This window comes from Mesorhizobium sp. M0217 (genome assembly GCF_040321955.1).
GTDB lineage: Bacteria > Pseudomonadota > Alphaproteobacteria > Rhizobiales > Rhizobiaceae > Mesorhizobium.
The window spans coordinates 89763-110948 of sequence record NZ_JAMYSN010000009.1 but is presented as its reverse complement, the minus strand read 5'-3'; the positions used below and the strand labels follow the sequence as shown (position 1 = coordinate 110948).

Below are 21186 nucleotides of genomic sequence, written 5' to 3'. Positions count from 1 at the left end.
TGTCGCGGCCGCTAATCGAGCCAACCGCGAATCTCATATTAACGACCGAGGATCGTTCCGCCTACCACCGTTTGTGACGGGAGTTTTACAGCACAGAATTCGGCACCACGGCCTTCCGATGTTAGTTGGATGCACGAGGGGCAAAGATCAAGGGTCGACACGTTCGTTCATCCACTCCGTCACAAGGATCGGTACCTCACCACAGCAAAACGGCGCCCCGCGGGCGCCGTTCCATAAAAAGGTTAGGCCAGATGCCAGATCAGGCGCTGACGTTGCCCTTCTTTTCCTTCTGCTCGGAATAGATGTAGAGCGGCCGGGCGCTGCCGGTCACCACTTCTTCCGAAATCACCACTTCGCGCACGCCTTCCAGGGCGGGCAGTTCGAACATGGTGTCGAGCAGGATCGCTTCCATGATCGAGCGGAGGCCACGGGCGCCGGTCTTGCGCTCGATGGCGCGCTTGGCGATCGCCGACAGCGCATTCTCATGGAAGGTCAGGTCGACACTTTCCATCTCGAACAGCCGCTGATACTGCTTGACCAGCGCGTTTTTCGGCTCGGTCAGGATCTGGATCAGAGCCGGCTCGTCGAGGTCTTCCAGCGTCGCCAGGACCGGCAGACGGCCGACAAACTCGGGGATGAGGCCGAACTTCAAGAGATCCTCGGGCTCGACCAGGCGGAACACGTCACCGGTGCGGCGATCCTCGGGCGAAGCGACGATGGCGCCGAAGCCGATGGAAGTCTTCCTGCCGCGATCCGAGATGATCTTGTCCAGCCCGGCGAAGGCGCCGCCGCAGATGAACAGGATGTTGGCGGTGTCGACCTGCAGGAACTCCTGCTGCGGATGCTTGCGGCCGCCCTGCGGCGGCACGGAGGCAACGGTGCCTTCCATGATCTTCAGAAGCGCCTGCTGCACGCCCTCGCCCGACACGTCGCGGGTGATCGATGGGTTGTCGGACTTGCGCGAGATCTTGTCGATTTCATCGATGTAGACGATGCCGCGCTGGGCGCGCTCGACATTGTAGTCGGCCGACTGCAGCAGCTTCAGGATGATGTTTTCGACGTCCTCGCCGACGTAACCGGCTTCGGTCAGCGTCGTCGCGTCGGCCATGGTGAAGGGCACGTCGATGATGCGGGCCAGCGTCTGGGCAAGCAGCGTCTTGCCGCAGCCGGTCGGGCCGATCAGCAGGATGTTGGACTTCGCCAATTCGACGTCGTTGTTCTTGCCGGCATGCGCGAGGCGCTTGTAGTGGTTGTGGACCGCCACCGACAGCACGCGCTTGGCGTAGGGCTGGCCGATGACATAGTCGTCAAGAACCTTCAGGATCTCCTGCGGGGTCGGCACGCCCTCGCGCGACTTCACCATCGAGGTCTTGTTCTCCTCGCGGATGATGTCCATGCACAGCTCTACGCACTCGTCGCAGATGAACACCGTTGGGCCGGCGATCAGCTTGCGCACCTCGTGCTGGCTTTTGCCGCAAAACGAGCAATAAAGCGTGTTCTTCGAATCACCGCTGTTGTTGCCGACTTTGCTCATTTTCCTGTCCTTTCATGGCCGCCCGCCGATGGTCTGGCTGAAAGGGCGCATATTCTATCTATCGCGGGAATTCGCCGCCGCCAGTGTCCCGGCTCCCGCAACGCATTCCGTACGAAACACAAATCAGAAAACGTCGCAATGATTCGCGCCAACCCTGCACAAAGCTAAGCCGTCGAAAATCAACATAGCCTTAACGTAGGCAATCCCATCCACCGAGGGAACAGCCAATTGTGGCCGAAATGCCGCAAATCCCAGCAAAAGCGCGTTATCCAGCCACGCAACTGCCATGCAGCGCTTATGCCGCAGCGCCTTCGACCGGCTCGCGCGACGAAATGACCTTGTCGATGAGGCCGAAATCCTTGGCTTCGTCGGCTGTCATGAAATGGTCGCGGTCAAGCGTCTTTTCAATGTCTTCGTAGCTCTTACCGGTGTGTTTGACGTAGACCTCGTTGAGGCGGCGCTTCAGCTTGATGATGTCCTGCGCGTGCCGCTCGATGTCGGAGGCCTGGCCCTGGAAACCGCCGGAAGGCTGGTGAACCATGATACGGGCGTTCGGCGTGGCAAAACGCATGTCCTTGTGGCCGGCGGTCAGAAGCAGCGAGCCCATCGACGCCGCCTGGCCGATGCACAGCGTCGACACCGCCGGCTTGATGAACTGCATGGTGTCGTAGATCGCCATGCCCGAGGTCACCACGCCGCCCGGCGAGTTGATGTAGAGATTGATCTCTTTCTTCGGGTTCTCGGCCTCGAGGAACAAAAGCTGTGCACAAACCAGCGTCGCCATACCGTCTTCGACCGGGCCGGTGATGAAAATGATGCGCTCTTTCAGCAGGCGCGAGAAAATGTCGTAGGCCCGCTCGCCGCGATTGGTCTGCTCGACCACCATCGGAACGAGGTTCATGTAGGTTTCGACGGGGTTCTTCATGGGCTACCCTTTTTGGAGATGGGGATTCCGGCGCCGGAACATCGGGCAGAATCGGTTCTTGACGGTTAGAATGTAAATAGGATGCCGGCTCACCCTAGCGCAAGGCCGCCTCCTCCTAGCCATCTGGTTAAGTCGAATCAAGGTTTCCGCGCAAGGGAAAGTCCGAACGCGGCCAGCGGCGTTTTTGCGGTGTAGCAATTCCTTAACCGCGTCGCTTAACGAATGCGGCGAAACCGCTTTCCCCCGGAGAACCTTCCCCTACAATTCAACATTGAACCTCACGTTTCGGGTTCAAACAGGGGGAGTGCCATGATCAGGAAAACTGCTTGCCTCGCCATCTCCGGCCTTGCCGGTCTCGGCATGGTGTCCGATGCGGTTGCCGGCGGCCGGGCCGCCGAATGCTATGAGCCGGTGCACAGGCCGGCGCTCTATGACACCGTCTATGAAGACGTCATGGTCAGTCCCGGCGGGCAGTTGGTCGACTATGATCCGCCGATCTATGGCACCATGGAGCGCGTCGAGCAGATCGCGCCGCCCCGAGTCACCTATGACATCGTACCGGCGAGAACCCGCACCGTTTACCGCACGGTCCAAGTCGACGATGGCGGCTATGCCTGGGAATGGCGCGTCATCCACGGCCGCAAGGTGCTGTGCAAGGTGTGGCGCAAGGCCCGCTACGCGCGTGTGGCCGAAACGGTGGTGGTTGAACCGGAGCGCACCCGCCGGGTTGTGCTGCCGGCCGAATATGGGAGCGTCGCCCATGAAGTGCTGGTGCGGCCCGAGCGGCGGCACGTCACCCAGATAGCGCCGTCATACCAGAGGATGGCGCGCCGGGTGGTGGTGCAGGAAGGCTCGACCAGCTGGCGCCGCGTGCATATTGCCAGGCATTGCGAGGATTAGACTTCGGTACTTCGCCGAGGTCCGCCTCGGTTGGCTCAATCCATAGGGCCGTCGGGTGCCAACATCCGGTCTGGCACCAAGCCGGCAAGCCGCGGTAATGGTCTGGCATGACCACATCCATGCCGCCCTACCTCGCCTTTGATCCAGCCACGCGCCGCCTGCGGCTCGATCCGCACGAACCGGCGTTTTTCCAGAACCCCTACGACGCCTATGCCGTCCTGCATGGCGCATCGAATGCCTTCTTCTGGGAGGAATTCGGCTTCTGGTGCTTTGGCGGCTTCGACGACGTCAACCGGCTGTTGCGCGACCGCCGCTTCGGCCGCCAGAACCCGGCCGGCATTCCCGACAGCCGCGGCATCGGCGAGGATCGCTCGCATTTGGCCGCTTTCGACGGCATCGAGAGCAATTCGATGCTGGAGCTGGAGCCGCCGGTGCACACCAGGCTCAGAACCCTGGTCAACCGCGCCTTCGTCTCGCGCCAGGTAGAGCGGCTGAGACCGCGCGTCGAAGCGCTGGCCAATGAACTGATCGACCGTTTCGAACCGCGCCAGATCGATCTATTGCCCAGCTTCGCCGCGCCCTTGCCCATCACCATCATTGCCGAAATGCTTGGCGTGCCGGTGGAAATGGGGCCGCAACTGCTCGACTGGTCGCACCGGATGGTGGCCATGTACATGCATGGCCGCACGCGCGAGACCGAGGAAGCGGCCAATCGCGCCGCGCGCGATTTTTCCGACTTTTTGCGCGGCTATGTCACCGAGCGGCGCAAGAAGCCTGGCGACGACCTGCTGTCGCTGCTGATCGCGGCGCAAGAGGATGGCCAGAAGCTTTCTGAGGACGAGTTGGTCTCGTCTGCCATCCTGTTGCTCAATGCCGGCCACGAGGCGACCGTCCATCAAACCGGCAACGCCGTGCGCACGCTGCTGGCGCAAGGCGGCGACCCCGGCCGTTTCTTCGCCTCGCCGGAAGCAACCGCTGCGACGGTCGAGGAGTGCCTGCGCTTCGACGCGCCGCTGCACATGTTCACCCGCTACGCCTACCAGGAGGTCGAGGTGACATCCGGGGTTGTCGTACAGCCGGGCGAGACGATCGGCCTGCTGCTCGGCATGGCCAATCATGATCCGCTTGCCTTTGCCGAACCCGGCGCCTTCCGGCCCGGCCGACTAGACCAGAAGAATGTCTCGTTCGGCGCCGGTATCCATTTCTGCATCGGTGCGCCGCTGGCGCGGCTGGAATTGCAGGTGTCGCTGAAAACCCTGTTCGAGCGGCAGCCGCAACTCCATCTTGCGGAGCAGCCGCGCTTCCGCGACACCTATCATTTTCATGGGCTGGAAAAGCTCGCCGTCGGGTTCTGACGCGAGGATGGGGGTTCTATGCAGGCGGCAACCAGCCCCTTGGCTCAATCCTCGCCGGGAAGCTCAAGCGTACGCCCTGCGTAGAGAATCCGCAGTATGATCACCGTGTCACCGGTGACTTCAAATGCAATGGCAGCGCGACGACGCCAGCCAACGGTGCGCAAGCCAGGAGCAATCTCGTCATGACGTGTTCCCCGCTCGGGAAATGTCTCGAAGCTCAGGCAATAATCAACAATCCGTCCGACAAAGTTCAGCGCCGCATCGACGCCCGCCCTTGGCGCTAATTCGGCCAGCAACTCGGCAATGTCTTGCTGTGCCGCGGCGTGAAACCTCACCCGGTATTTCATGCACCGGTGCGCGGCCTGGCAGTGACTTTTCGAGCGTAGTCCGAAAGGTTCTTGCGTACCTCTTCGGCCGTCAAAAGGCGCTCGGGATGCGCGCGAGCATCCTCAAGGGTCGGCACCACTTCCTCCAGTAGCCAACGCTGCATGGCCGAATCGCGCGCTACCAGGGTGCGCAAGCCATCGCGGATAACTTCGCTTTCGCTGGCGTATTTGCCTGAGGAAACCTTATCCTTCACCATCTGCGCGAGGTCCTGCGGCAGGGTGATGGTCAGCGGTTGGGTCGTTCGCATGGTCGCATCCTTCCGATCCTCACTCTATAGCATAGTGTATGACTTAGTCATACACTATGTCGAGATCGGATCGCTGGGCCAGAACCCTTGCACCGCGAAATCAGAGCTTGATCACATACTCCTTGCGGGTGGTTTCAAGCACTTCCCAGCTGCCCTTGAAGCCTGGCCTGAGCACGAAACTGTCGCCGGCCCGGACCGTGCGCGCCTCGCCGCCATCCTCGGCAACCACCGAGACGCCGGACAGGATGTGGCAGAACTCCCATTCGTCATATTCGATGCGCCATTTGCCCGGCGTCGCTTCCCAGATGCCGGCATAGAGCCCGCCGTCGCGCTCCTCGACATTCCAGGTGCGGAACTTCGGATCGCCCGCAATCAGACGATCCGGCGCCGGGGCGCCAATCTCGGCGTCGACGCTGTCGGTCAATATGGCCAGGTAATGCGCGGACAGGGTTTGTCTCCAACAGGTTAGTGAGTAGTGAGTAGTGAGTAGTGAGTAGTGAGTAGTGAGTAGTGAGCGGAAAGCGCTCCCTCGAGCGGGTGGCTAATCACTAATCACTGCTAACTAGTGAATACCGACTACTACTCACTACTCACTAAAAAAATCAAACTTTGTCCAAAGCCTGTTCCAGATCGGCGACGATGTCGTTGACATCCTCGATACCGACGGAAAGCCGGACCGTGTCCGGTCCCGCACCCGCCTTGACCTTCTGCTCGTCGGAAAGCTGGCGATGCGTGGTCGATGCCGGATGGATGACCAGCGACTTGGTGTCGCCGACATTGGCGAGGTGCGAGAACAGTTCGAGCGCCTCGACGAACTTGATGCCGGCCTCGTAGCCGCCCTTCAGGCCGAAGGTGAAGACAGCACCGGCGCCTTGCGGCGAGTATTTCTTCTGCAGCGCGTTGTTCTTGTCGCTGGGCAGGCCGGGATAGTTGACCCAGGCGACCTTGGGGTGGTTGGACAGCCAGCCGGCTACGGTGATCGCATTGTCGCAATGGCGCTGCATCCTGAGCGGCAGGGTCTCCAGCCCGGTCAGGATCAGGAAGGCATTGAACGGCGAAATCGCCGGGCCGATGTCACGCAGGCCGAGCACGCGCGCGGCGATGGCGAAAGCGAAATTGCCGAAGGTTTCGTGCAGCACAAGGCCGCCATATTCGGGGCGCGGCTCCGACAGCATCGGATATTTGCCGGACTTCGACCAGTCGAACGTGCCGCCATCGACGATGGCGCCGCCGATCGAATTGCCGTGGCCGCCGATGAACTTGGTCAGCGAATGGACGACGATGTCGGCGCCATGCTCGATCGGCCGCACCAGATAGGGCGAGGCCAGCGTGTTGTCGACGATGAGCGGCAAGCCGTGCTTGCGGGCGATGTCGCCGATTTTCTCTATGTCGACGAAGGTGCCGCCGGGATTGGCCAGGCTCTCGATGAAGATCGCCTTGGTCTTGTCGTCGATCTGGCTTTCGAAAGTGGAGATGTCGTTGGTGTCGGCCCAACGCACCTCCCAGCCGAAATTCTTGAAGGCATGGCCGAACTGATTGATCGAACCACCGTAAAGCCTTGTGGCAGCGACGAAATTATCGCCAGGCCGCATGAGATTGTGGAACACGATCACCTGTGCGGCATGGCCGGAAGCGACGGCAAGTGCCGCCGTGCCGCCTTCGAGCGCCGCGATCCGCTCTTCCAGCACCGCCTGGGTCGGGTTCATGATGCGGGTGTAGATGTTGCCGAAGGCCTTCAGCCCGAACAGCGAGGCGGCATGGTCGGCATCGTCGAACACAAAGGAGGTCGTCTGGTAGATCGGCGTGGCGCGTGCGCCCGTTGCCGGGTCGGGCTTGGCGCCGGCATGGACGGCGAGCGTGTTGAAACCGGGCGTGCGGGTCATCGAAAACCTCCCTGAGCGGTAAACGTGTGAATGGTGAAATGATGAATGGTGAGCGATAAATGGTGGTCGCAAAGTCGGCCAGTCCCACCTTGATTGCAAGCCGCTCATATGCGGCTTTACCCGGCTTCCAGGAAAATCCTTCTATTCACCATTCACCATTCACTGCCTTACTTCTGGCGCACACCGAAACTCTGGAATCCCGACCGCATCAGCGGCTTCTTCGACGACAGCACACCGGAGTTGACGCCGGTCCAGCCAATCTCGCCCGACAGCTTGCCATATTCGATCTTCGGGCAGCGGTTCATCACCACCTTGATACCGGCCGCCTCGGCACGCGCGGCCGCCTCGTCGTCGCGCACGCCAAGCTGCATCCAGACGACTTTCGGCAAGGGGTCGAGCTTCAGCACCTCATCGACAATGCCGGGCACCGCTGCGGAGGCGCGAAAGATGTCGACCATGTCGACCGGTTCAGGCAGATCGGCAAGGCTGGCATAGGTCATGCGGCCGAGGATTTCCTTGCCGGCCTGCCCCGGATTGATCGGAAACACCGAAAAGCCCTTGGCCAGCAGGTATTTCAGCACGAAAAAGCTTGGCCTGACATCGTTGGCCGACGCGCCGACCATGGCGATGGTCTTCACAGAATTGAGGATGCCGCCGATATAGGCATTGTCGTAGCTATCGTGATTCACTCGTCGGTCTCCCTCAGTGCTTCCTCCATAAAGGACTGCGGGTCCGTGCAGAAGTCGCGCATCATGCGAAAATGATCGGTATCGGTGAAATCTGTGGGGTCGAGGCCGAAGCGGCTGATACGGAACAGCCGCGCGCCCGGACAACCCGTCAGCAGCGGCGAGTGCGTCGCCATGATCACTTGCGCCGTGCCGGACCGGTCCATCCGCCGCAGCATCTTTAGCAGCTCGATCTGCCGCGATGGCGACAGCGCGCTTTCGGGCTCGTCGAGGATGTAGATGCCTTGCCGGCGGCAGCGCTCCTCGAAGAAGCGGATGAACCCTTCGCCATGCGACCACGATAGAAAGTCCGGTGGCGGCGGTCCGAACGGGTCTTCGAGTGCCGCCTGGTCGAGATAGCGCGCGACCGAGTAAAAAGATTCGGCACGAAAGAACCAGCCGGCGGTGACTTTTGGCAGCCAGTGGCCGCGGAATGTATTCGCCAGTGCCGCACCGCTCTTGTCGATGGCGATGGAATGATCGACCGGACGATAGCCCTTGCCGCCGCCGGCCTCGTCGTAACCGGCCAGCGCGCCGATGGCTTCCAGCAGTGTCGATTTGCCGGTGCCGTTTTCACCGACAATGATGGTGATCGGCGTGGTGAATTCGAGCTCGAATTCACGGCCGCGAAACAGCGGCAGGTTCCATGGATATTTTTCCCAATCTTCCACGCGCTCGGGGTCAATCAGGATGCGTTTGAGATAAGGCGCCTTAAGCCGCGTCAGTTGCTTGCGATAGCCCATGCGGACGCTCAGTCCGGCAGCGAGATGGTGCCGTCATCCGCGATCGGGAAGGCCGGATTGTGTGCGACTTCCCAGACATGGCCGTCGGCATCGGCGAAATATCCATACCAGCCGCCCCAGAAGGCGCGGCCTGCCGGCTTGACGATCCTGCCGCCGGCCTTCTCGGCGGCCGCCAGCACGTCGTCGACTTCGGCATCGGAGCGGGTGTTGTAGGCGAGGTAGACCGCCGACGGTGCTGCGGCGAAGGCAATGCCTGAATCCTCCTCGGCGCTTGGCCTCGGGAACAGGCCGAGAATGGCGCCGCCCATCTGGAAGAAGGCGACGCCATCGGTGATGCCGGCGTGGCGCTTCAAGCCCATGCCTTCGTAAAAGCGCACGGCGCGCTCGAGATCGTCGGTGGCGATGGTGATGATGGAGATGCGCGGTTCCATGGATCGAAAACCTATTCGTCCGTCCATTCCGGTTTGCGCTTGCCGATGAAGGCGCCGATGCCTTCCTCGGCGTCGCGGGCCAGCATGTTCTCGACCATGACGCGGCCGGTATAGGCATACGCGTCCGCCAACCCCATCTCGGCCTGCGCGTAAAAGGCTTCCTTGCCGGTCTTGACCACCAGAGATGATTTGGAGGCAATGGTTTGCGCGTATTTGGTGACGATCTGATTCAGGTATTCGCGCGGCACGACGCGGTTGACCAGGCCGAATTCCTTGGCGGTTGCGGCATCGATGGTCTCGCCGGTGAGCAGCATTTCCATGGCGTGCTTGTGAGACACGTTGCGTGACAGCGCCACCATCGGCGTCGAACAAAACAGGCCGATATTGACGCCCGGCGTGCAGAAGGTCGCTTCATGCGAGGCAATGGCGAGGTCGCAACTGCAAACCAGTTGCAGCCCCGCAGCGGTGGCTAGGCCATCGACTTCGGCGATGATCGGGAGCGGATGGCGCACGATCTGCTGCATCAACGCCGCGCAAGCCGAAAATGTCTGCTCGAAAAACCCCTTGCCCTTGTCGGCGTCGGCGCGGCGCGCGGTCATTTCCTTGAGATCGTGACCGGCGCAGAAGACTTTCCCGGCGGCCGCCAAGACGATGACGCGGACCGATTTGTTGGCCTTGGCACGGTCGAGCTCGGCGCTCAATGCCGCCATGACGGAAAGCGACAAGGCATTGGCGGGCGGATTGGCGAGCGTCAGGCGCAGCACGCCCTTGTCCAGCCCGGCGATGACCGGCCCGTCTATGGCAACAGGTTTGATCGAAAGGATTTCGGCCATGACAAGGGTCTCCGCGATTCCGCCGGGCGCCGCCAGACTATCTAATATCGGATCGAGTTTCATCAACACCCATCGCTTGCGCCAGAGGTGTTGCCAGAAGCGCATCATTGCGTTCATACAGGCCCGGCATAGAACGAGAGACCGACATGCCCGCCCAGGACAATCTCAAGCCGGTGCTGACGGCGGCTGAAGTCAATGCGCTGATGGCCAGCGTCTACCCCCAGCTCAACGACGAGTTCACGTCGTATGAGGCGCTCGATGTGTTTCCCGGCGGCTGCACGGTGCGGCTCAACGCCAGCGAACGGCATTTGCGTCCCGGCGGCACGGTGTCCGGGCCCTCGCTGTTCACGCTGGCCGACATTGGCGGCTATGTCTGCGTGCTCAGCCATGCCGGGCCGGATGCGCTTTCGGTTACCGTCAACCTCAACATCAATTTTGTCCGCAAGGCCGAAGCCGGGCCGATCGACGGCCATTGCCGCATCCTGAAGCTGGGCAAGAGCCTGATGGTGTTCGATATCGACATCGTCGCCGGACCGAAGGGACACACGGTAGCGCATGCGACCGGCACCTATTCGATCCCGCCGAAGCGCGCCGCCGATGTGGTAAAATAATACCTTTTGATCAAACCTTTGTTTTTATTACACTTTACGAGCAGACGTGCTTTTCCCGCGCCTTGACGTGCACCACCCCCTCGCCTATAAGCCGTCACGAAGCAGCGGCCCGCAAAGGCCGCCGTTTTGTTATTGGCGGCGGGCAAGTGCCTTGTCGCCAATCCAAGCAACAAGAAACGCCTTCTTCGGAAGGTCAAAATCGAAAGCAGAAAATCCATGGCAACCTTTTCGCAGAAGCCTGCGGATGTGGTGAAGAAGTGGGTGCTGATCGACGCCGAGGGTCTCGTCGTCGGCCGTCTCGCCACTGTCATCGCCAATCATCTTCGCGGCAAGCACAAGCCCACCTTCACCCCGCATGTCGACGACGGCGATAACGTCATCGTCATCAATGCCGACAAGGTGGTGTTCACCGGCAAGAAGTTCACCGACAAGGTCTATTACTGGCACACCGGTCACCCCGGCGGCATCAAGGAGCGCACCGCGCGCCAGCTGCTCGAGGGCCGTTTCCCCGAGCGTGTCGTCGAGAAGGCCGTCGAACGCATGATCCCGCGCGGGCCGCTCGGCCGTCGTCAGATGAAGAACCTCCGCGTCTATGCAGGCACGGAACATCCGCATGTCGCCCAGCAGCCCGTCACCCTCGACGTCGGCGCGCTGAACGCCAAGAACAAGAAGGTTGCATAAGATGGCTGAGCTTTCCTCGCTCGCAGAATTGGGCGCCGCCACCGGCAACACCAACACCCAGCCGGCAGCACCCGTCCATGTCCAGAAGCTCGACAAGTCGGGCCGCGCCTATGCCACCGGCAAGCGCAAGAACGCCATCGCCCGCGTCTGGGTGAAGCCGGGTTCGGGCAAGATCGTCGTCAACGACAAGGAATTCGCGACCTATTTCGCGCGTCCGGTCCTGCAGATGATCCTCAACCAGCCGATCATCGCTTCCAACCGCGCCGGCCAGTACGACATCGTCGCCACCGTCATCGGCGGCGGCCTGTCCGGCCAGGCCGGTGCCGTTCGTCACGGCATCTCCAAGGCGCTGACCTACTATGAGCCGGCACTGCGCGCCGTGCTCAAGAAGGGCGGCTTCCTGACCCGCGACAGCCGCGTCGTCGAGCGCAAGAAGTACGGCAAGGCGAAGGCCCGTCGTTCCTTCCAGTTCTCGAAGCGCTAAGCGCTGCGACGTTCCAGACATCGAAAGGCCGCCTCCGGGCGGCTTTTTCTTTTGGCTCGCGCCAGTCACCCCCCCCGGCCCTGCGCGCCGACCTCCCCATCGAGGGGAGGTAGGAGGTCGCGGCAGTTTTGCCGCCCGGACAATCCACGATGGTCCAGCGGCTAGCAAACCAGTTCGACCATAAAAACGCGGCACCCTACCTCCCCTCGATGGGGAGGTCGGCGCGAAGCGCCGGGTGGGGTGATGGCGCCGGCCTCGGTTCAAGTCTCAGAACTTGCCGGCCTTGATGTAATCGATAAACGCCCGTAGCGGCGCTGGAACCAGACGCCGTCCGGGATAGTACAGAAATGGTCCGGGAAAACTCTGCCACCACGGTTCGAGCACGGGCTCCAGGGCGCCGCTTTCGAAGTGAGGGCGAAGCCAGCCCTCGAAGAGAGCGACGATGCCGCTGCCGGCAATGGCCGCATGGACGGCAAGATCGCTCGCCCCGCCGATCCGCACGATCAACGGCCCCGTCGTGTCGACACGCACCACCTCGCCGTCGCGCTCGAATTCCCACGGCAGCATCGCACCGCTGGCAAAACGACCGCGCAGACAAGCATGGCCAAGCAGGTCGCTCGGGTGCTGCGGCCGCCCATGGCGCTCGAGATAGGCGGGGCTGGCGCCAGTGGCGAAGCGCTGGACGCGCGGTCCGATCGGCACCGCGATCATGTCCTGCTCCAGTCGCTCGTCATAGCGGATGCCGGCGTCGCAGCCCGCCGCCAGCACGTCGACGAAGTTCTCATCGGCGATGACCTCCAGCCGAATGCCGGGATAGGCGGCGAGGAAGCCCGGAACGATGTCGGGCAATATCAGCCGCGCGGCGCTGACCGGGACGTTGAGGCGCAGCGAACCAGCCGGCCTGTCGCGAAAGCCATTGACCACGTCGAGGGCCGCCTCCACCTCCGACAGCGCCGGGCCAAGCCGTCCGAGCAGGCTGAGACCTGCGTCGGTCGGAACGACGCTGCGTGTCGTGCGGTTGAACAGCCTGACGCCGAGCTGCGTCTCCAGGCGGCGCACCGCTTCGCTCAGGCCCGACGCGCTGCCGCCGCCGGCGCGAGCCCCTTCGCGAAAGCCGCCGGCACGCGCCACCGTCACGAAAGCGTTCAGATCGCCAAGGTCCATCATTGTTCGCCATTCCGCACAAGCTGTACGGATTGTACCTTATTATCCCGAGGTTGAGCAGCGTCTATCTTCGCCTCCTCAAAGGAGACCGACCATGTCCACCATCCAAAAATCCGGCACATTCACCCTCGGCAGCCACACCGTGAAACGGCTCGGCTACGGCGCCATGCAACTTGCCGGCCCGCACGTTTTCGGTCCGCCGATGAATCATGACGCGGCCATTGCAGTGCTGCGCGAAGCGGTGGCCTCCGGGGTCAACCACATCGACACCAGCGACTATTATGGCCCGCATGTCACCAACCAGCTGATCCGCGAAGCGCTGGCGCCCTATCCGCAAGACCTCGTCATCGTCACAAAGATCGGGGCGCGGCGCGGCAGCGACGGCTCATGGCTGCCTGCCTATTCCGCCAAGGAACTTGAGCAGGCCGTGCACGATAATCTCAGGAATCTCGGTCTTGAGGTGCTGGATGTCGTCAATCTGCGCATCATGTTCGGGGTGATGGGTCCCGCCGAGGGCTCGATCGAGCCGCAGTTGACCGCGCTTGCCGAACTGCAGCGCAAGGGTCTGGTGCGCCATATCGGCCTGAGCAACGTCACCCCAGCGCAGGTCGAGGAAGGCCGTGGGATCGCCGAGATCGTCTGCGTGCAGAACCAGTACAATCTGGCGCATCGCGACGACGACGGGTTGATCGATGAACTGGCGCGCGCCGGTATCGCCTACACGCCGTTCTTCCCGCTCGGCGGTTTCAGCCCGCTGCAGTCGTCGACCTTGTCGGATGTGGCCGCGCGGCTCGGCGCCACACCCTTGCAGGTTGCGCTCGCCTGGCTGCTGCGCCGCTCGCCGAACATCCTGCTGATCCCGGGGACGTCGTCGATCGGGCATTTGAGAGAGAACCTGGCGGCGGCGGAACTGGAGCTGTCGGCCGATGTGCTAAGGGAATTGGATGGGGTGGCGAAAGCGGCGTGAAGATTTTGCGGGCGGCGCTGTCACCCCACCCGCGCCTTCGGCGCGACCTCCCCATCGAGGGGAGGTAGGAGGTCGCGGCAGCCTTGCATGCCTCGCAATCGCTACGACTGTCGGAATCTAAAGCGCCAACGCCCTACCTCCCCTCGATGGGGAGGTCGGCGCGCAGCGCCGGGTGGGGTGATGGCGCCGACGTACGATTACTAATTGATACTCGCCGTATTCGCGGCTCGGCCGGCTTCGCCTCATCCACATAAGGCACCCTAAACCCGTTGGCCCCCAGCCAGCCAATGGCAGCCTTCGGTTCGTCGGTCTGGATGATGGTGGCGCCGCGTTCGGCCCAGAAACCGTGGTCTCGGCCGGCATGCCGGCCTGCACCGCCAGTTCATCGCCGCAGCCGCCGGAGAGGAAGCCGCCGGGCCTTGCACCTTGGCGATACAAGTCCTTCGCCAAGCTGTGACTGGCATCTTGCGTGCCGGTTCTGTAGTTGTGGCAGCCCGATGAACAAAGAAGGACCCGTAATGGCGAACCAGACCATCGACAACGCGTTCACCGCCCGCTCCAAGACGGGGCCTTCCTTCGAGCCGACCTATGCCGGCGCGCTCTCGTTCATGCGGCGCAAATACACCAAGGATGCAAAGGGCGCGGACGCCGTCGTGTGGGGCATTCCGTTCGATGCCGCCGTCACCAACCGGCCGGGCGCGCGCTTCGGGCCGCAGGCGATCCGCCGCGCCTCGGCGATCCTCGACAACGACCCGCAATATCCGTTCTCGCGCGACCTGTTCGAGCATCTCGCCGTCATCGACTATGGCGATTGCCTGCTCGATTCGGGCAATCACCAGAAGACACCAGGCACGATCGAGCGCGAGGCGGCGAAGATCCTGAAATCGGGTGCCTTCCTGTTGTCGCTCGGCGGCGACCATTTCGTCACCTGGCCGCTGCTCAAGGCGCATGCCGCCATCCATGGGCCGCTGGCGCTGGTGCAGTTCGACGCGCATCAGGACACCTGGCCTGACGATGGCAAGCGCATCGACCACGGTTCGTTCGTCGGGCGCGCCGTCAATGAGGGCATCATCGATCCTGATCGTTCGATCCAGATCGGCATCCGCACGCATGCCCCCGATACGTTCGGCATCAAGATCCTTTACGGTCACGAGATCGAGGAGATGCGGGCTTCCGACATCGCCTATGCGATCGTCGACCGCACCGGCGGCAGGAAGACCTATCTCACCTTCGACATCGACTGCCTCGACCCGGCCTTTGCGCCCGGCACCGGCACGCCGGTTGCCGGCGGACCGTCCTCGGCGAAAATCCTGTCGACGCTGCGCCAGCTCGGCCAAGTCGATATTGTCGGCGCCGACGTCGTCGAGGTTGCGCCGGCCTATGATCACGCCGATATAACGGCGATCGCCGGCTCGATGGTGGCCATGCACTATCTCGGCCTGGTGGCCGAGCGAAAAGCGCGGGCGGAAGAGCTGAACAGCGGCAACCATGGCGCGGCAAACCATGGCCAGGGCATATAGGCCTGAATTAGCAGGGAATTGACGGGCACATGAAACCGAAAATCTTCATCGATGGCGAACACGGCACCACCGGCCTGCAGATCCGGGCGCTGCTGGCCGAGCGCGGCGACCTCGAGATCATCTCGATCCCGGCCGAGCGCCGCAAGGAAACGGCGGCGCGCGCCGAGTTCCTCAATGCAGCCGATGTCGCCATCCTGTGCCTGCCGGATGCGGCTGCCAAGGAAAGCGTATCGCTGATTGCCAACGACACCACCAAGGTGATCGACGCCTCCACGGCGCATCGCGTAGCCGAGGGCTGGGAATATGGCTTTGCCGAGATGGAAAAGGGCCAGGCCAAGATCATCGCCAATGCAAAACGCGTCGCCAATCCCGGCTGCTGGCCGCAAGGACCGATCGCGACACTGCGGCCGCTGGTCGCCGCCGGCCTGCTGCCGGCGGATTTCCCGATCACCGTCAATGGCATTTCGGGCTATTCGGGCGGCGGCCGGCCGATGATCGAGGACTATGTCGCCAAGGGCGAGGATGCCTCTGAATTCCAGGTCTATGGGCTGACCCTGCAGCACAAGCATGTGCCGGAGCTGCGCACCTATGCGAAGCTGTCGCACGATCCGATCATGCAGCCGGCGGTCGGCAATTTCGCCCAAGGCATGATCACAGTGGTGCCGCTGCAGCTCGGCGGGCTCGACCATGTGCCGGTCGGCGCCGAACTGCACGCGGCAATCGCCGACCATTTTGCCGCCATCAAGGGCGGCGTGGTCGAGGTAGCTCCTTACGAGCACGTGGAGCGCCTGCCCGAGATCAATCCCGAGGTCTATAACGGCACCAACCGCATGAAGGTCTATGTCTTTGCCAATGACGACAGGGCGCAGGCGCTGCTGATTGCGGTCTATGACAATCTCGGAAAGGGCGCCTCGGGTGCTGCCGTTCAGAACATGGATCTGATGCTCGGCCTTTAATTCAGTTGGAGAGAGCATGTTGCCCGAAAACCGCTTAACACTTTTCGGCATCACGCTCTGAATGGACGCGCCTGCATTTCCAAAGCGCTGGAAGATCAGCGCGCCCGAGCTCATTGCGGAGACGTTTTCGAGCCGCATCTGGAAGGTGCGGCGTGAGGACGGCTCGCCGGCCATCGTCAAGGCGCTCAAACCATTCGACGATGTCGAGGACGAGTTGCGCGGCGAGCACTATCTCGCATGGCGGCGCGGCGAAGGCGCGGTGCGGCTGCTTGGCCGGGACGGCCACCGCATGCTGCTCGAATATGCCGGCGACACCCTGCTTTCCGACGTTCTGGCCAAAGAAGGCGACAACGCCGCGACCGCAATCGCGGCCGAGTTGATGGGGAGACTGTTCTCGCCCTCAAGACACCCTGCCCCGCCGGACCTGCAGCCGCTGCGGACACGGTTTGCCAGCCTGTTCAAAAAGGCCGGAGCCGATCGCGACGCCGGAGAGCACAGCCTCTATATCGAGGCCGCCGAAATCGCGGACCGGCTGCTCGATGCCCCGCATGCGGTCAAGCCGCTGCATGGCGACCTGCATCACGACAACATTTTGCACGGTGCGCGCGGCTGGCTGGCGATCGACCCGAAGGGCGTGCTCGGCGATCCCGGCTTCGACGCCGCCAATCTGTTCTACAACCCACTGGGGCGCGACGACCTCTGCCTCGATCCCGAGCGCATCGCGCATATGGCTGAGATCTTCGCCAGGACACTCGGCCAGACGCCGGCTGCCATTCTCGACCATGCCATCGCCTATGGCTGCCTGTCGGCCGCATGGCATCATGAGGACGAGAATGCGGTCGACGAGAACCGCGAGCTGTCGGTTGCGGGAGTGATCCGAAAGGTGCGGCTCAGCTTCTGACCGGCGCAGCCTCGCGCTTTAGACGTAGCGAGGCAGTTCGTTCGCGAAATAGATTATTGCGACGGCCAAGACACCGTAGACGATGTACCTGCGTTCATGGGCGGCCGCGTTGGCAGTGGATAGGCGCCCTTGTTGCCGCGCCAGTGGGCGGCGGCAAATCCCAGCAGGACCAGCGCGAAGGCCTGATGGGTCAGCGCCATGTGCAGCGGCACCTGCATCAGCAGCGTGCCGATGCCGATCGAGGCCTGCACCAGCACCAGCAGAAACAGCAGCGTTGCGCGGCGTGCGTGTGTCGTGCCCGGCAGCCGCCGGCGCGTCGCTATCATATGCCAGAGCGCGATGGCAAAGACCGTATAGGCGCCGAGCCGGTGGACGAACTGCACCGTCTTCGGGTTCTCGAAGAAATTGCGCCAGGCCGGTTCGAGCAGCAGCAGCTCGCCGGGGATGATCTTGCCGTCCATCAGCGGCCAGGTGTTGTAGCTCAGGCCGGCGTCGAGCCCTGCGACCAGCCCGCCGAGATAGATCTGGACCAGCGCCAGCAGCACGATGAAACCGGCCAGTCTTTGCGTCGACCGGCCGGCGGCAGGCTCCGAATGCGGCGCCAGCCCGCGCGCGACCACCATGGTGGCAGTGAAGATCAGGGCGGCAAGCGTCAAATGCGTCGCCAGCCGGTACTGGCTGACGGAGACGCGGTCGACCAGGCCGGAGGCCACCATCCACCAGCCGATGGCGCCTTGCAGGCCACCAAGCAGCAGAATACCGACCAGCTTTGGCCCAAGGCCGCGCTCGATGCGGCGCGTCGCCCACAAGACCAGCAACGGCAGGCCGAAGACCAGGCCGACACTGCGCGCCAGGATGCGGTGCGCCCATTCCCACCAGAAGATCGATTTGAAGGCGTCCAGGCTCATGCCCTTGTTGAGCTCGGCATATTGCGGAATCTTTTGATAAAGCTGGAATTCCTCCTGCCACTCCGCGTCATTGAGCGGCGGTATCACACCGTGGATCGGCTTCCACTCGGTGATCGACAGGCCGGAATTGGTGAGCCTGGTGGCGCCGCCGACCAGCACCAGCGCAAACAGCACCAGAAGCACGACATACAGCCAGCCGCGCACCAGCGCCCGATTTTTCAAGTCGCGATCGCGGTCAATGTAAGGCGCGGCGGCTGATATGGCGGCCATGGTTGGTCCCGGCAGGTTGACGTGGCGGATTGGTGAACCATCGCAACCCGGCTGACAAGACCGGACGGCGCGGCACGCCGTCGCGCCGCATCTCCCGGGTTGCACAGGCGCGCGGTTGGGCCTAAGCGGAGGCGATCAACGAGAACGCTCATGCCCATCCGCCTGAAAAAGCTGATCGGAACTTTCCTGCTGGTGGCGCTGGTCATCATCTATGCGCTGGTCGCGTCGATCATAGCGGTCGCGCAGCTGTCGCAATCCAGCCCGCTGGTGCACTTCCTGTTCTTCCTGTTCAGCGGCCTGTTCTGGGTGCTGCCTGCGATGGGCATCATCAAATGGCTGATCCTGGAGCCGCCGCCGAAAGGCTGAAGAGCCCGCCCCAGGTTAGATGGTGACCACCATTTTGCCGGCATTGGCCAGCGGCGTCGTTAAGCCCGACAACATGGTGCGGATATGGGCGACGCTCTGGTAGCGGCCGTTGATCGAAATGCGCGGCAGCGCGTGCAGGAAGCCGGCGTGCTCGGCGTGCAGCACGCCGTGGCGAGTGGTCACCGCCGAGGCGAAGCCGGCGTCGCGGGCAAAGCCCACTTCGCGGCAGCCGACAGCGCTGGCGTAACCATAGGGGTAAGCGAGATGACGGGGGTCTTCGCCGAGCTGCGCCTGCAGTTGGCGCCTGACGTCGACGATCTCATGGCGCGCATCGCCTTCGTCGAGCCGCTTCAGATTGCGGTGGTTGACCGTATGCGCGCCGATCGTCACCAGCCTGTGCCCGGCCACGGCGCGGATATCGTCCCAAGTCATCAGCGTGCTTGGGCGCAAGCCATCGAGGTCGATGCCGTTCGAGCGCGCCAGATCGCGCAGCACAGCGCGCTGATCCTCCTCGCGCACCTCGAGCGTCAGATAGGCATGCAGACGCGCATTGGCGTGGAGTTTCTTGCCGTGGGTCGAGCAGTCGATGGTCACCGGCCCCTTCGGCGTCGCCAGCGTCAAACGCTCCCGCGCGTTGACGATATCCTCGACCACGTCCCACCATAAATCGGCGCTGCCGTCGATCAGACCCGGCGCGACATAGATGGTGATCGGCGCGTCGTGCTTTTCCAGCACTGGCAGCGCTTCGGTCATGTTGTCGCGATAGGCGTCGTCGGCGGTGATGGTGGCGAACTGGCCGTCCTTGCCGCCGGCCTTGATGCGCTCGATCGCCTCGTCGAGGGTGACGAAGGCATAGCCCCTCGCCTTCATGTCGGCGACGAGAGCGTCGAGGAATCGCGGGGCGATGTTGAGGTGGCGGTTGACGCCGTCCGGCTTCTCCGGCGTGGCGGTGACCCGATGCAACATGAGGATTGCGCCAATGCCGCCGACGAACGGCTTGGCCAGCGGTGCAAGGCCGGTAAAGCGGGCGATATTAAGCGCCAGTTTCCGAACTGCCTCACCACCGTCGATCATTCATTCACCTTTTGCGCCTAGGCTCGATCCAAGCACGGAACGCGCCGACGCGAACTCCTGATCGCGACGAATACGCCTTAAGGATTGAGGTATGGTTGACGCCACCGCGTCATTTGACGGCAATCGGCTCGCCGCAAGCAAGGCGTCTGCGCGTGCGCCGGCTGCCGACCAGACCAGTCTGTCGGTGTCGATCGCAGATGCTGCCGCGCTCGCCTCTTACGGCGAATTCTGCCGTTCGGCGCTGTTTGCGCCGGCGCAAAGCGCGGCCTGGGTTCATGCCTGGACGGCGCAGGCCAATCCCGATGCGGTCGTCGCCACGCTGACAATCGAGGATAGGCCGGTCTTTGCACTGGCACTGCAAATCACGCGAACTGGTCCATTCCGCGTCGCCCGCTTCATGGGCGGGCGCCATGCCAACGGCAATTTCGCCGCCGCCGATCCGGCATGGCTGGCAAAGGCCGATGCCGGGGGGATCCGCAGGCTGGTGACGGCGATCGGCAAGGCGCGCCCCGACATCGATCTCGTTGCCTTGGAAAGGCTGCTCCCCGACCTCGATGGCGTTGCCAATCCGCTGGCGGCGTTCTCCAACTTTCCGAGCCCAAACCTGTCGCTCGCCGTCAATCTCGACGGTGGTTTCGATGTGCTGCTGTCGCGTGTGGGCGGCAAGCGCAAGCGCAAGAAGCACCGTTCGCAGACACGCAAGTTCGAGGCGGTCGGCGTTCATCGCCGCATCGAGGCGCAGACACCGGAAGACGTGAACCGGCTGCTCGACGCTTTCTTCGAGATGAAGGAGTTCCGCTTCGCCAAGATGGGCATCGCCAATGTCTTCGGCGAGCCGGAGGTGCGGGCTTTCTTCCGTGCCCTCTTCGCCGGCGCGCTGGCCGAGGAGAAACCGGCCTTTGTGCTGCATGGGCTCGAAGTGGCCGGCAAGCTGCGCGCAATCACCGGCTCGAGCCGCTCGGGCAAACGCCTGATCTGCGAATTCGGCGCCATCGCCGAGGACGATCTCGGCCACACCAGCCCCGGCGATTTCCTTTTCTTCGACATCATCGAGGAAGCCTGCCAAACAGGCTTCGATGTCTATGATTTCTCGGTCGGCGACGAGCCCTACAAGCGGCTCTGGTGCGATATCGAGACCCAGCATTTCGAGGTGCTGGCGCCCCTGACGCTGAAGGGACGCGCCCTGGCGTCGGCGCTGCGGCAGGGCGCACGGGCGAAAGCCTTCATCAAGAACAACCCGACGGTCTGGAAACTGACCAAGATGCTGCGCCGCAAGGCCGCCGGACAGGCAGCGCCCGCTCCCACGGACGACGAAAACTAG

At 62.8% G+C, this 21186-nt stretch carries 24 protein-coding genes and 1 pseudogene; 11 read left to right on the top strand and 14 right to left on the bottom strand.

All coding sequences use genetic code 11. The features are described from left to right. Positions 1 to 259: 259 nt before the first annotated feature. Positions 260 to 1534 carry an ATP-dependent Clp protease ATP-binding subunit ClpX gene (gene clpX / locus NKJ18_RS16760; protein ID WP_023682305.1) on the bottom strand — a complete coding sequence of 425 codons (1275 nt, stop codon included), beginning with the start codon at positions 1532 to 1534 and terminating at the stop codon, positions 260 to 262. 295 nt (positions 1535 to 1829) lie between these two features. Beyond that, positions 1830 to 2459, bottom strand: coding sequence for an ATP-dependent Clp endopeptidase proteolytic subunit ClpP (gene clpP, locus NKJ18_RS16755; protein WP_023682306.1), 630 nt, complete (start codon positions 2457 to 2459; stop codon positions 1830 to 1832). A gap of 309 nt (positions 2460 to 2768) precedes the next feature. On the opposite strand from clpP, the gene NKJ18_RS16750 reads away from it, so the two are divergent. Together NKJ18_RS16750 and NKJ18_RS16745 are read left to right on the top strand one after the other, a co-directional pair. Continuing rightward, positions 2769 to 3359: a hypothetical protein gene (locus tag NKJ18_RS16750; protein WP_352758901.1), complete on the top strand. Its 591-nt coding sequence runs from the start codon at positions 2769 to 2771 to the stop codon at positions 3357 to 3359. A 107-nt stretch (positions 3360 to 3466) separates the two neighbouring features. Further along, positions 3467 to 4714 carry a cytochrome P450 gene (locus tag NKJ18_RS16745; RefSeq protein WP_352758898.1) on the top strand — a complete coding sequence of 416 codons (1248 nt, stop codon included), beginning with the start codon at positions 3467 to 3469 and terminating at the stop codon, positions 4712 to 4714. A gap of 44 nt (positions 4715 to 4758) precedes the next feature. On the opposite strand, the gene NKJ18_RS16740 is transcribed toward NKJ18_RS16745, so the two are convergent. The 8 genes from NKJ18_RS16740 to NKJ18_RS16705 all read right to left on the bottom strand — a co-directional run bounded on the left by NKJ18_RS16740 (position 4759) and on the right by NKJ18_RS16705 (position 9963). Then, the gene (locus tag NKJ18_RS16740) at positions 4759 to 5061 is read right to left on the bottom strand and encodes a type II toxin-antitoxin system RelE/ParE family toxin (protein WP_352758896.1); all 303 of its coding nucleotides are present in this window, start codon (positions 5059 to 5061) and stop codon (positions 4759 to 4761) included. Then, entirely contained in the window at positions 5058 to 5348 is a 291-nt protein-coding gene (locus NKJ18_RS16735) for a ribbon-helix-helix domain-containing protein (RefSeq protein WP_352758893.1), read from the bottom strand. Before NKJ18_RS16735 ends, NKJ18_RS16740 begins: the two co-directional genes overlap by 4 nt. Positions 5349 to 5448: 100 nt before the next feature. Further along, positions 5449 to 5775 carry a cupin domain-containing protein gene (locus NKJ18_RS16730; protein ID WP_502906165.1) on the bottom strand — a complete coding sequence of 109 codons (327 nt, stop codon included), beginning with the start codon at positions 5773 to 5775 and terminating at the stop codon, positions 5449 to 5451. Positions 5776 to 5950: 175 nt separating this feature from the next. Then, positions 5951 to 7231: an O-acetylhomoserine aminocarboxypropyltransferase gene (locus NKJ18_RS16725; RefSeq protein ID WP_352758888.1), complete on the bottom strand. Its 1281-nt coding sequence runs from the start codon at positions 7229 to 7231 to the stop codon at positions 5951 to 5953. A 167-nt stretch (positions 7232 to 7398) separates the two neighbouring features. Beyond that, positions 7399 to 7920 carry a CoA-binding protein gene (locus NKJ18_RS16720; RefSeq protein ID WP_023669414.1) on the bottom strand — a complete coding sequence of 174 codons (522 nt, stop codon included), beginning with the start codon at positions 7918 to 7920 and terminating at the stop codon, positions 7399 to 7401. Next, positions 7917 to 8699: an AAA family ATPase gene (locus NKJ18_RS16715; protein ID WP_352758885.1), complete on the bottom strand. Its 783-nt coding sequence runs from the start codon at positions 8697 to 8699 to the stop codon at positions 7917 to 7919. Before NKJ18_RS16715 ends, NKJ18_RS16720 begins: the two co-directional genes overlap by 4 nt. A gap of 8 nt (positions 8700 to 8707) precedes the next feature. Continuing rightward, positions 8708 to 9130, bottom strand: coding sequence for a VOC family protein (locus NKJ18_RS16710; RefSeq protein ID WP_023689472.1), 423 nt, complete (start codon positions 9128 to 9130; stop codon positions 8708 to 8710). Positions 9131 to 9141: 11 nt separating this feature from the next. Further along, positions 9142 to 9963 (bottom strand): enoyl-CoA hydratase, encoded by an 822-nt coding sequence (locus tag NKJ18_RS16705; protein WP_023689473.1) that lies wholly within the window; start codon positions 9961 to 9963, stop codon positions 9142 to 9144. Between the two features lie 146 nt (positions 9964 to 10109). Here NKJ18_RS16705 and NKJ18_RS16700 point away from each other — a divergent pair, with 146 nt between their 5' ends. From NKJ18_RS16700 to rpsI, 3 genes are all read left to right on the top strand, one after another. After that, positions 10110 to 10574 (top strand): PaaI family thioesterase, encoded by a 465-nt coding sequence (locus NKJ18_RS16700; RefSeq protein ID WP_023693292.1) that lies wholly within the window; start codon positions 10110 to 10112, stop codon positions 10572 to 10574. Positions 10575 to 10790: 216 nt separating this feature from the next. After that, positions 10791 to 11255 (top strand): 50S ribosomal protein L13, encoded by a 465-nt coding sequence (gene rplM / locus NKJ18_RS16695; protein ID WP_023669409.1) that lies wholly within the window; start codon positions 10791 to 10793, stop codon positions 11253 to 11255. A gap of 1 nt (position 11256) precedes the next feature. Continuing rightward, positions 11257 to 11739, top strand: a complete 483-nt coding sequence (rpsI, locus tag NKJ18_RS16690) for a 30S ribosomal protein S9 (RefSeq protein WP_023669408.1) — start codon at positions 11257 to 11259, stop codon at positions 11737 to 11739. Between the two features lie 267 nt (positions 11740 to 12006). On the opposite strand, the gene NKJ18_RS16685 is transcribed toward rpsI, so the two are convergent. Then, entirely contained in the window at positions 12007 to 12906 is a 900-nt protein-coding gene (locus tag NKJ18_RS16685; RefSeq protein ID WP_023693291.1) for a LysR family transcriptional regulator, read from the bottom strand. A 91-nt stretch (positions 12907 to 12997) separates the two neighbouring features. Between NKJ18_RS16685 and NKJ18_RS16680 the strand changes: the two genes are divergently transcribed. Beyond that, positions 12998 to 13870, top strand: a complete 873-nt coding sequence (locus tag NKJ18_RS16680; RefSeq protein ID WP_352758882.1) for an aldo/keto reductase family oxidoreductase — start codon at positions 12998 to 13000, stop codon at positions 13868 to 13870. 200 nt (positions 13871 to 14070) lie between these two features. On the opposite strand, the pseudogene NKJ18_RS16675 reads toward NKJ18_RS16680, so the two are convergent. Continuing rightward, positions 14071 to 14290: pseudogene (locus NKJ18_RS16675) on the bottom strand (glycerophosphodiester phosphodiesterase family protein); the annotation flags it as partial. Between the two features lie 98 nt (positions 14291 to 14388). Between NKJ18_RS16675 and speB the strand changes: the two are divergent. The 3 genes from speB (at position 14389) to NKJ18_RS16660 (ending at position 17247) form a co-directional block, all read left to right on the top strand. Further along, positions 14389 to 15390: an agmatinase gene (gene speB / locus NKJ18_RS16670; protein ID WP_023669405.1), complete on the top strand. Its 1002-nt coding sequence runs from the start codon at positions 14389 to 14391 to the stop codon at positions 15388 to 15390. Positions 15391 to 15419: 29 nt separating this feature from the next. Beyond that, the gene (gene argC / locus NKJ18_RS16665) at positions 15420 to 16346 is read left to right on the top strand and encodes an N-acetyl-gamma-glutamyl-phosphate reductase (protein ID WP_023700521.1); all 927 of its coding nucleotides are present in this window, start codon (positions 15420 to 15422) and stop codon (positions 16344 to 16346) included. A gap of 61 nt (positions 16347 to 16407) precedes the next feature. Further along, positions 16408 to 17247: an aminoglycoside phosphotransferase family protein gene (locus tag NKJ18_RS16660; RefSeq protein ID WP_023669403.1), complete on the top strand. Its 840-nt coding sequence runs from the start codon at positions 16408 to 16410 to the stop codon at positions 17245 to 17247. 53 nt (positions 17248 to 17300) lie between these two features. Here the strand turns inward: NKJ18_RS16660 and NKJ18_RS16655 are convergent, their stop codons facing one another. Next, positions 17301 to 18425 carry a COX15/CtaA family protein gene (locus NKJ18_RS16655; protein ID WP_023669402.1) on the bottom strand — a complete coding sequence of 375 codons (1125 nt, stop codon included), beginning with the start codon at positions 18423 to 18425 and terminating at the stop codon, positions 17301 to 17303. Positions 18426 to 18575: 150 nt separating this feature from the next. Between NKJ18_RS16655 and NKJ18_RS16650 the strand changes: the two genes are divergently transcribed. Then, positions 18576 to 18791, top strand: a complete 216-nt coding sequence (locus tag NKJ18_RS16650) for a DUF2842 domain-containing protein (RefSeq protein WP_023669401.1) — start codon at positions 18576 to 18578, stop codon at positions 18789 to 18791. 15 nt (positions 18792 to 18806) lie between these two features. On the opposite strand, the gene NKJ18_RS16645 is transcribed toward NKJ18_RS16650, so the two are convergent. Beyond that, a complete protein-coding gene (locus NKJ18_RS16645) occupies positions 18807 to 19865 on the bottom strand; it encodes a polysaccharide deacetylase family protein (RefSeq protein WP_023834213.1) in 1059 nt (352 codons plus the stop codon). Positions 19866 to 19956: 91 nt separating this feature from the next. Between NKJ18_RS16645 and NKJ18_RS16640 the strand changes: the two genes are divergently transcribed. Beyond that, positions 19957 to 21186 (top strand): GNAT family N-acetyltransferase, encoded by a 1230-nt coding sequence (locus NKJ18_RS16640; RefSeq protein WP_023689477.1) that lies wholly within the window; start codon positions 19957 to 19959, stop codon positions 21184 to 21186.

Bases quoted from the DNA above. Each gene is read 5' to 3' on its own strand.
- clpX (WP_023682305.1), bottom strand. From the start codon at position 1,534: ATGAGCAAAGTCGGCAACAACAGCGGTGATTCGAAGAACACGCTTTAT.
- clpP (WP_023682306.1), bottom strand. From the start codon at position 2,459: ATGAAGAACCCCGTCGAAACCTACATGAACCTCGTTCCGATGGTGGTC.
- NKJ18_RS16750 (WP_352758901.1), top strand. From the start codon at position 2,769: ATGATCAGGAAAACTGCTTGCCTCGCCATCTCCGGCCTTGCCGGTCTC.
- NKJ18_RS16745 (WP_352758898.1), top strand. From the start codon at position 3,467: ATGACCACATCCATGCCGCCCTACCTCGCCTTTGATCCAGCCACGCGC.
- NKJ18_RS16740 (WP_352758896.1), bottom strand. From the start codon at position 5,061: ATGAAATACCGGGTGAGGTTTCACGCCGCGGCACAGCAAGACATTGCC.
- NKJ18_RS16735 (WP_352758893.1), bottom strand. From the start codon at position 5,348: ATGCGAACGACCCAACCGCTGACCATCACCCTGCCGCAGGACCTCGCG.
- NKJ18_RS16725 (WP_352758888.1), bottom strand. From the start codon at position 7,231: ATGACCCGCACGCCCGGTTTCAACACGCTCGCCGTCCATGCCGGCGCC.
- NKJ18_RS16715 (WP_352758885.1), bottom strand. From the start codon at position 8,699: ATGGGCTATCGCAAGCAACTGACGCGGCTTAAGGCGCCTTATCTCAAA.
- NKJ18_RS16710 (WP_023689472.1), bottom strand. From the start codon at position 9,130: ATGGAACCGCGCATCTCCATCATCACCATCGCCACCGACGATCTCGAG.
- NKJ18_RS16705 (WP_023689473.1), bottom strand. From the start codon at position 9,963: ATGGCCGAAATCCTTTCGATCAAACCTGTTGCCATAGACGGGCCGGTC.
- NKJ18_RS16700 (WP_023693292.1), top strand. From the start codon at position 10,110: ATGCCCGCCCAGGACAATCTCAAGCCGGTGCTGACGGCGGCTGAAGTC.
- rplM (WP_023669409.1), top strand. From the start codon at position 10,791: ATGGCAACCTTTTCGCAGAAGCCTGCGGATGTGGTGAAGAAGTGGGTG.
- rpsI (WP_023669408.1), top strand. From the start codon at position 11,257: ATGGCTGAGCTTTCCTCGCTCGCAGAATTGGGCGCCGCCACCGGCAAC.
- NKJ18_RS16685 (WP_023693291.1), bottom strand. From the start codon at position 12,906: ATGATGGACCTTGGCGATCTGAACGCTTTCGTGACGGTGGCGCGTGCC.
- NKJ18_RS16680 (WP_352758882.1), top strand. From the start codon at position 12,998: ATGTCCACCATCCAAAAATCCGGCACATTCACCCTCGGCAGCCACACC.
- speB (WP_023669405.1), top strand. From the start codon at position 14,389: ATGGCGAACCAGACCATCGACAACGCGTTCACCGCCCGCTCCAAGACG.
- argC (WP_023700521.1), top strand. From the start codon at position 15,420: ATGAAACCGAAAATCTTCATCGATGGCGAACACGGCACCACCGGCCTG.
- NKJ18_RS16660 (WP_023669403.1), top strand. From the start codon at position 16,408: ATGGACGCGCCTGCATTTCCAAAGCGCTGGAAGATCAGCGCGCCCGAG.
- NKJ18_RS16655 (WP_023669402.1), bottom strand. From the start codon at position 18,425: ATGGCCGCCATATCAGCCGCCGCGCCTTACATTGACCGCGATCGCGAC.
- NKJ18_RS16650 (WP_023669401.1), top strand. From the start codon at position 18,576: ATGCCCATCCGCCTGAAAAAGCTGATCGGAACTTTCCTGCTGGTGGCG.
- NKJ18_RS16645 (WP_023834213.1), bottom strand. From the start codon at position 19,865: ATGATCGACGGTGGTGAGGCAGTTCGGAAACTGGCGCTTAATATCGCC.
- NKJ18_RS16640 (WP_023689477.1), top strand. From the start codon at position 19,957: ATGGTTGACGCCACCGCGTCATTTGACGGCAATCGGCTCGCCGCAAGC.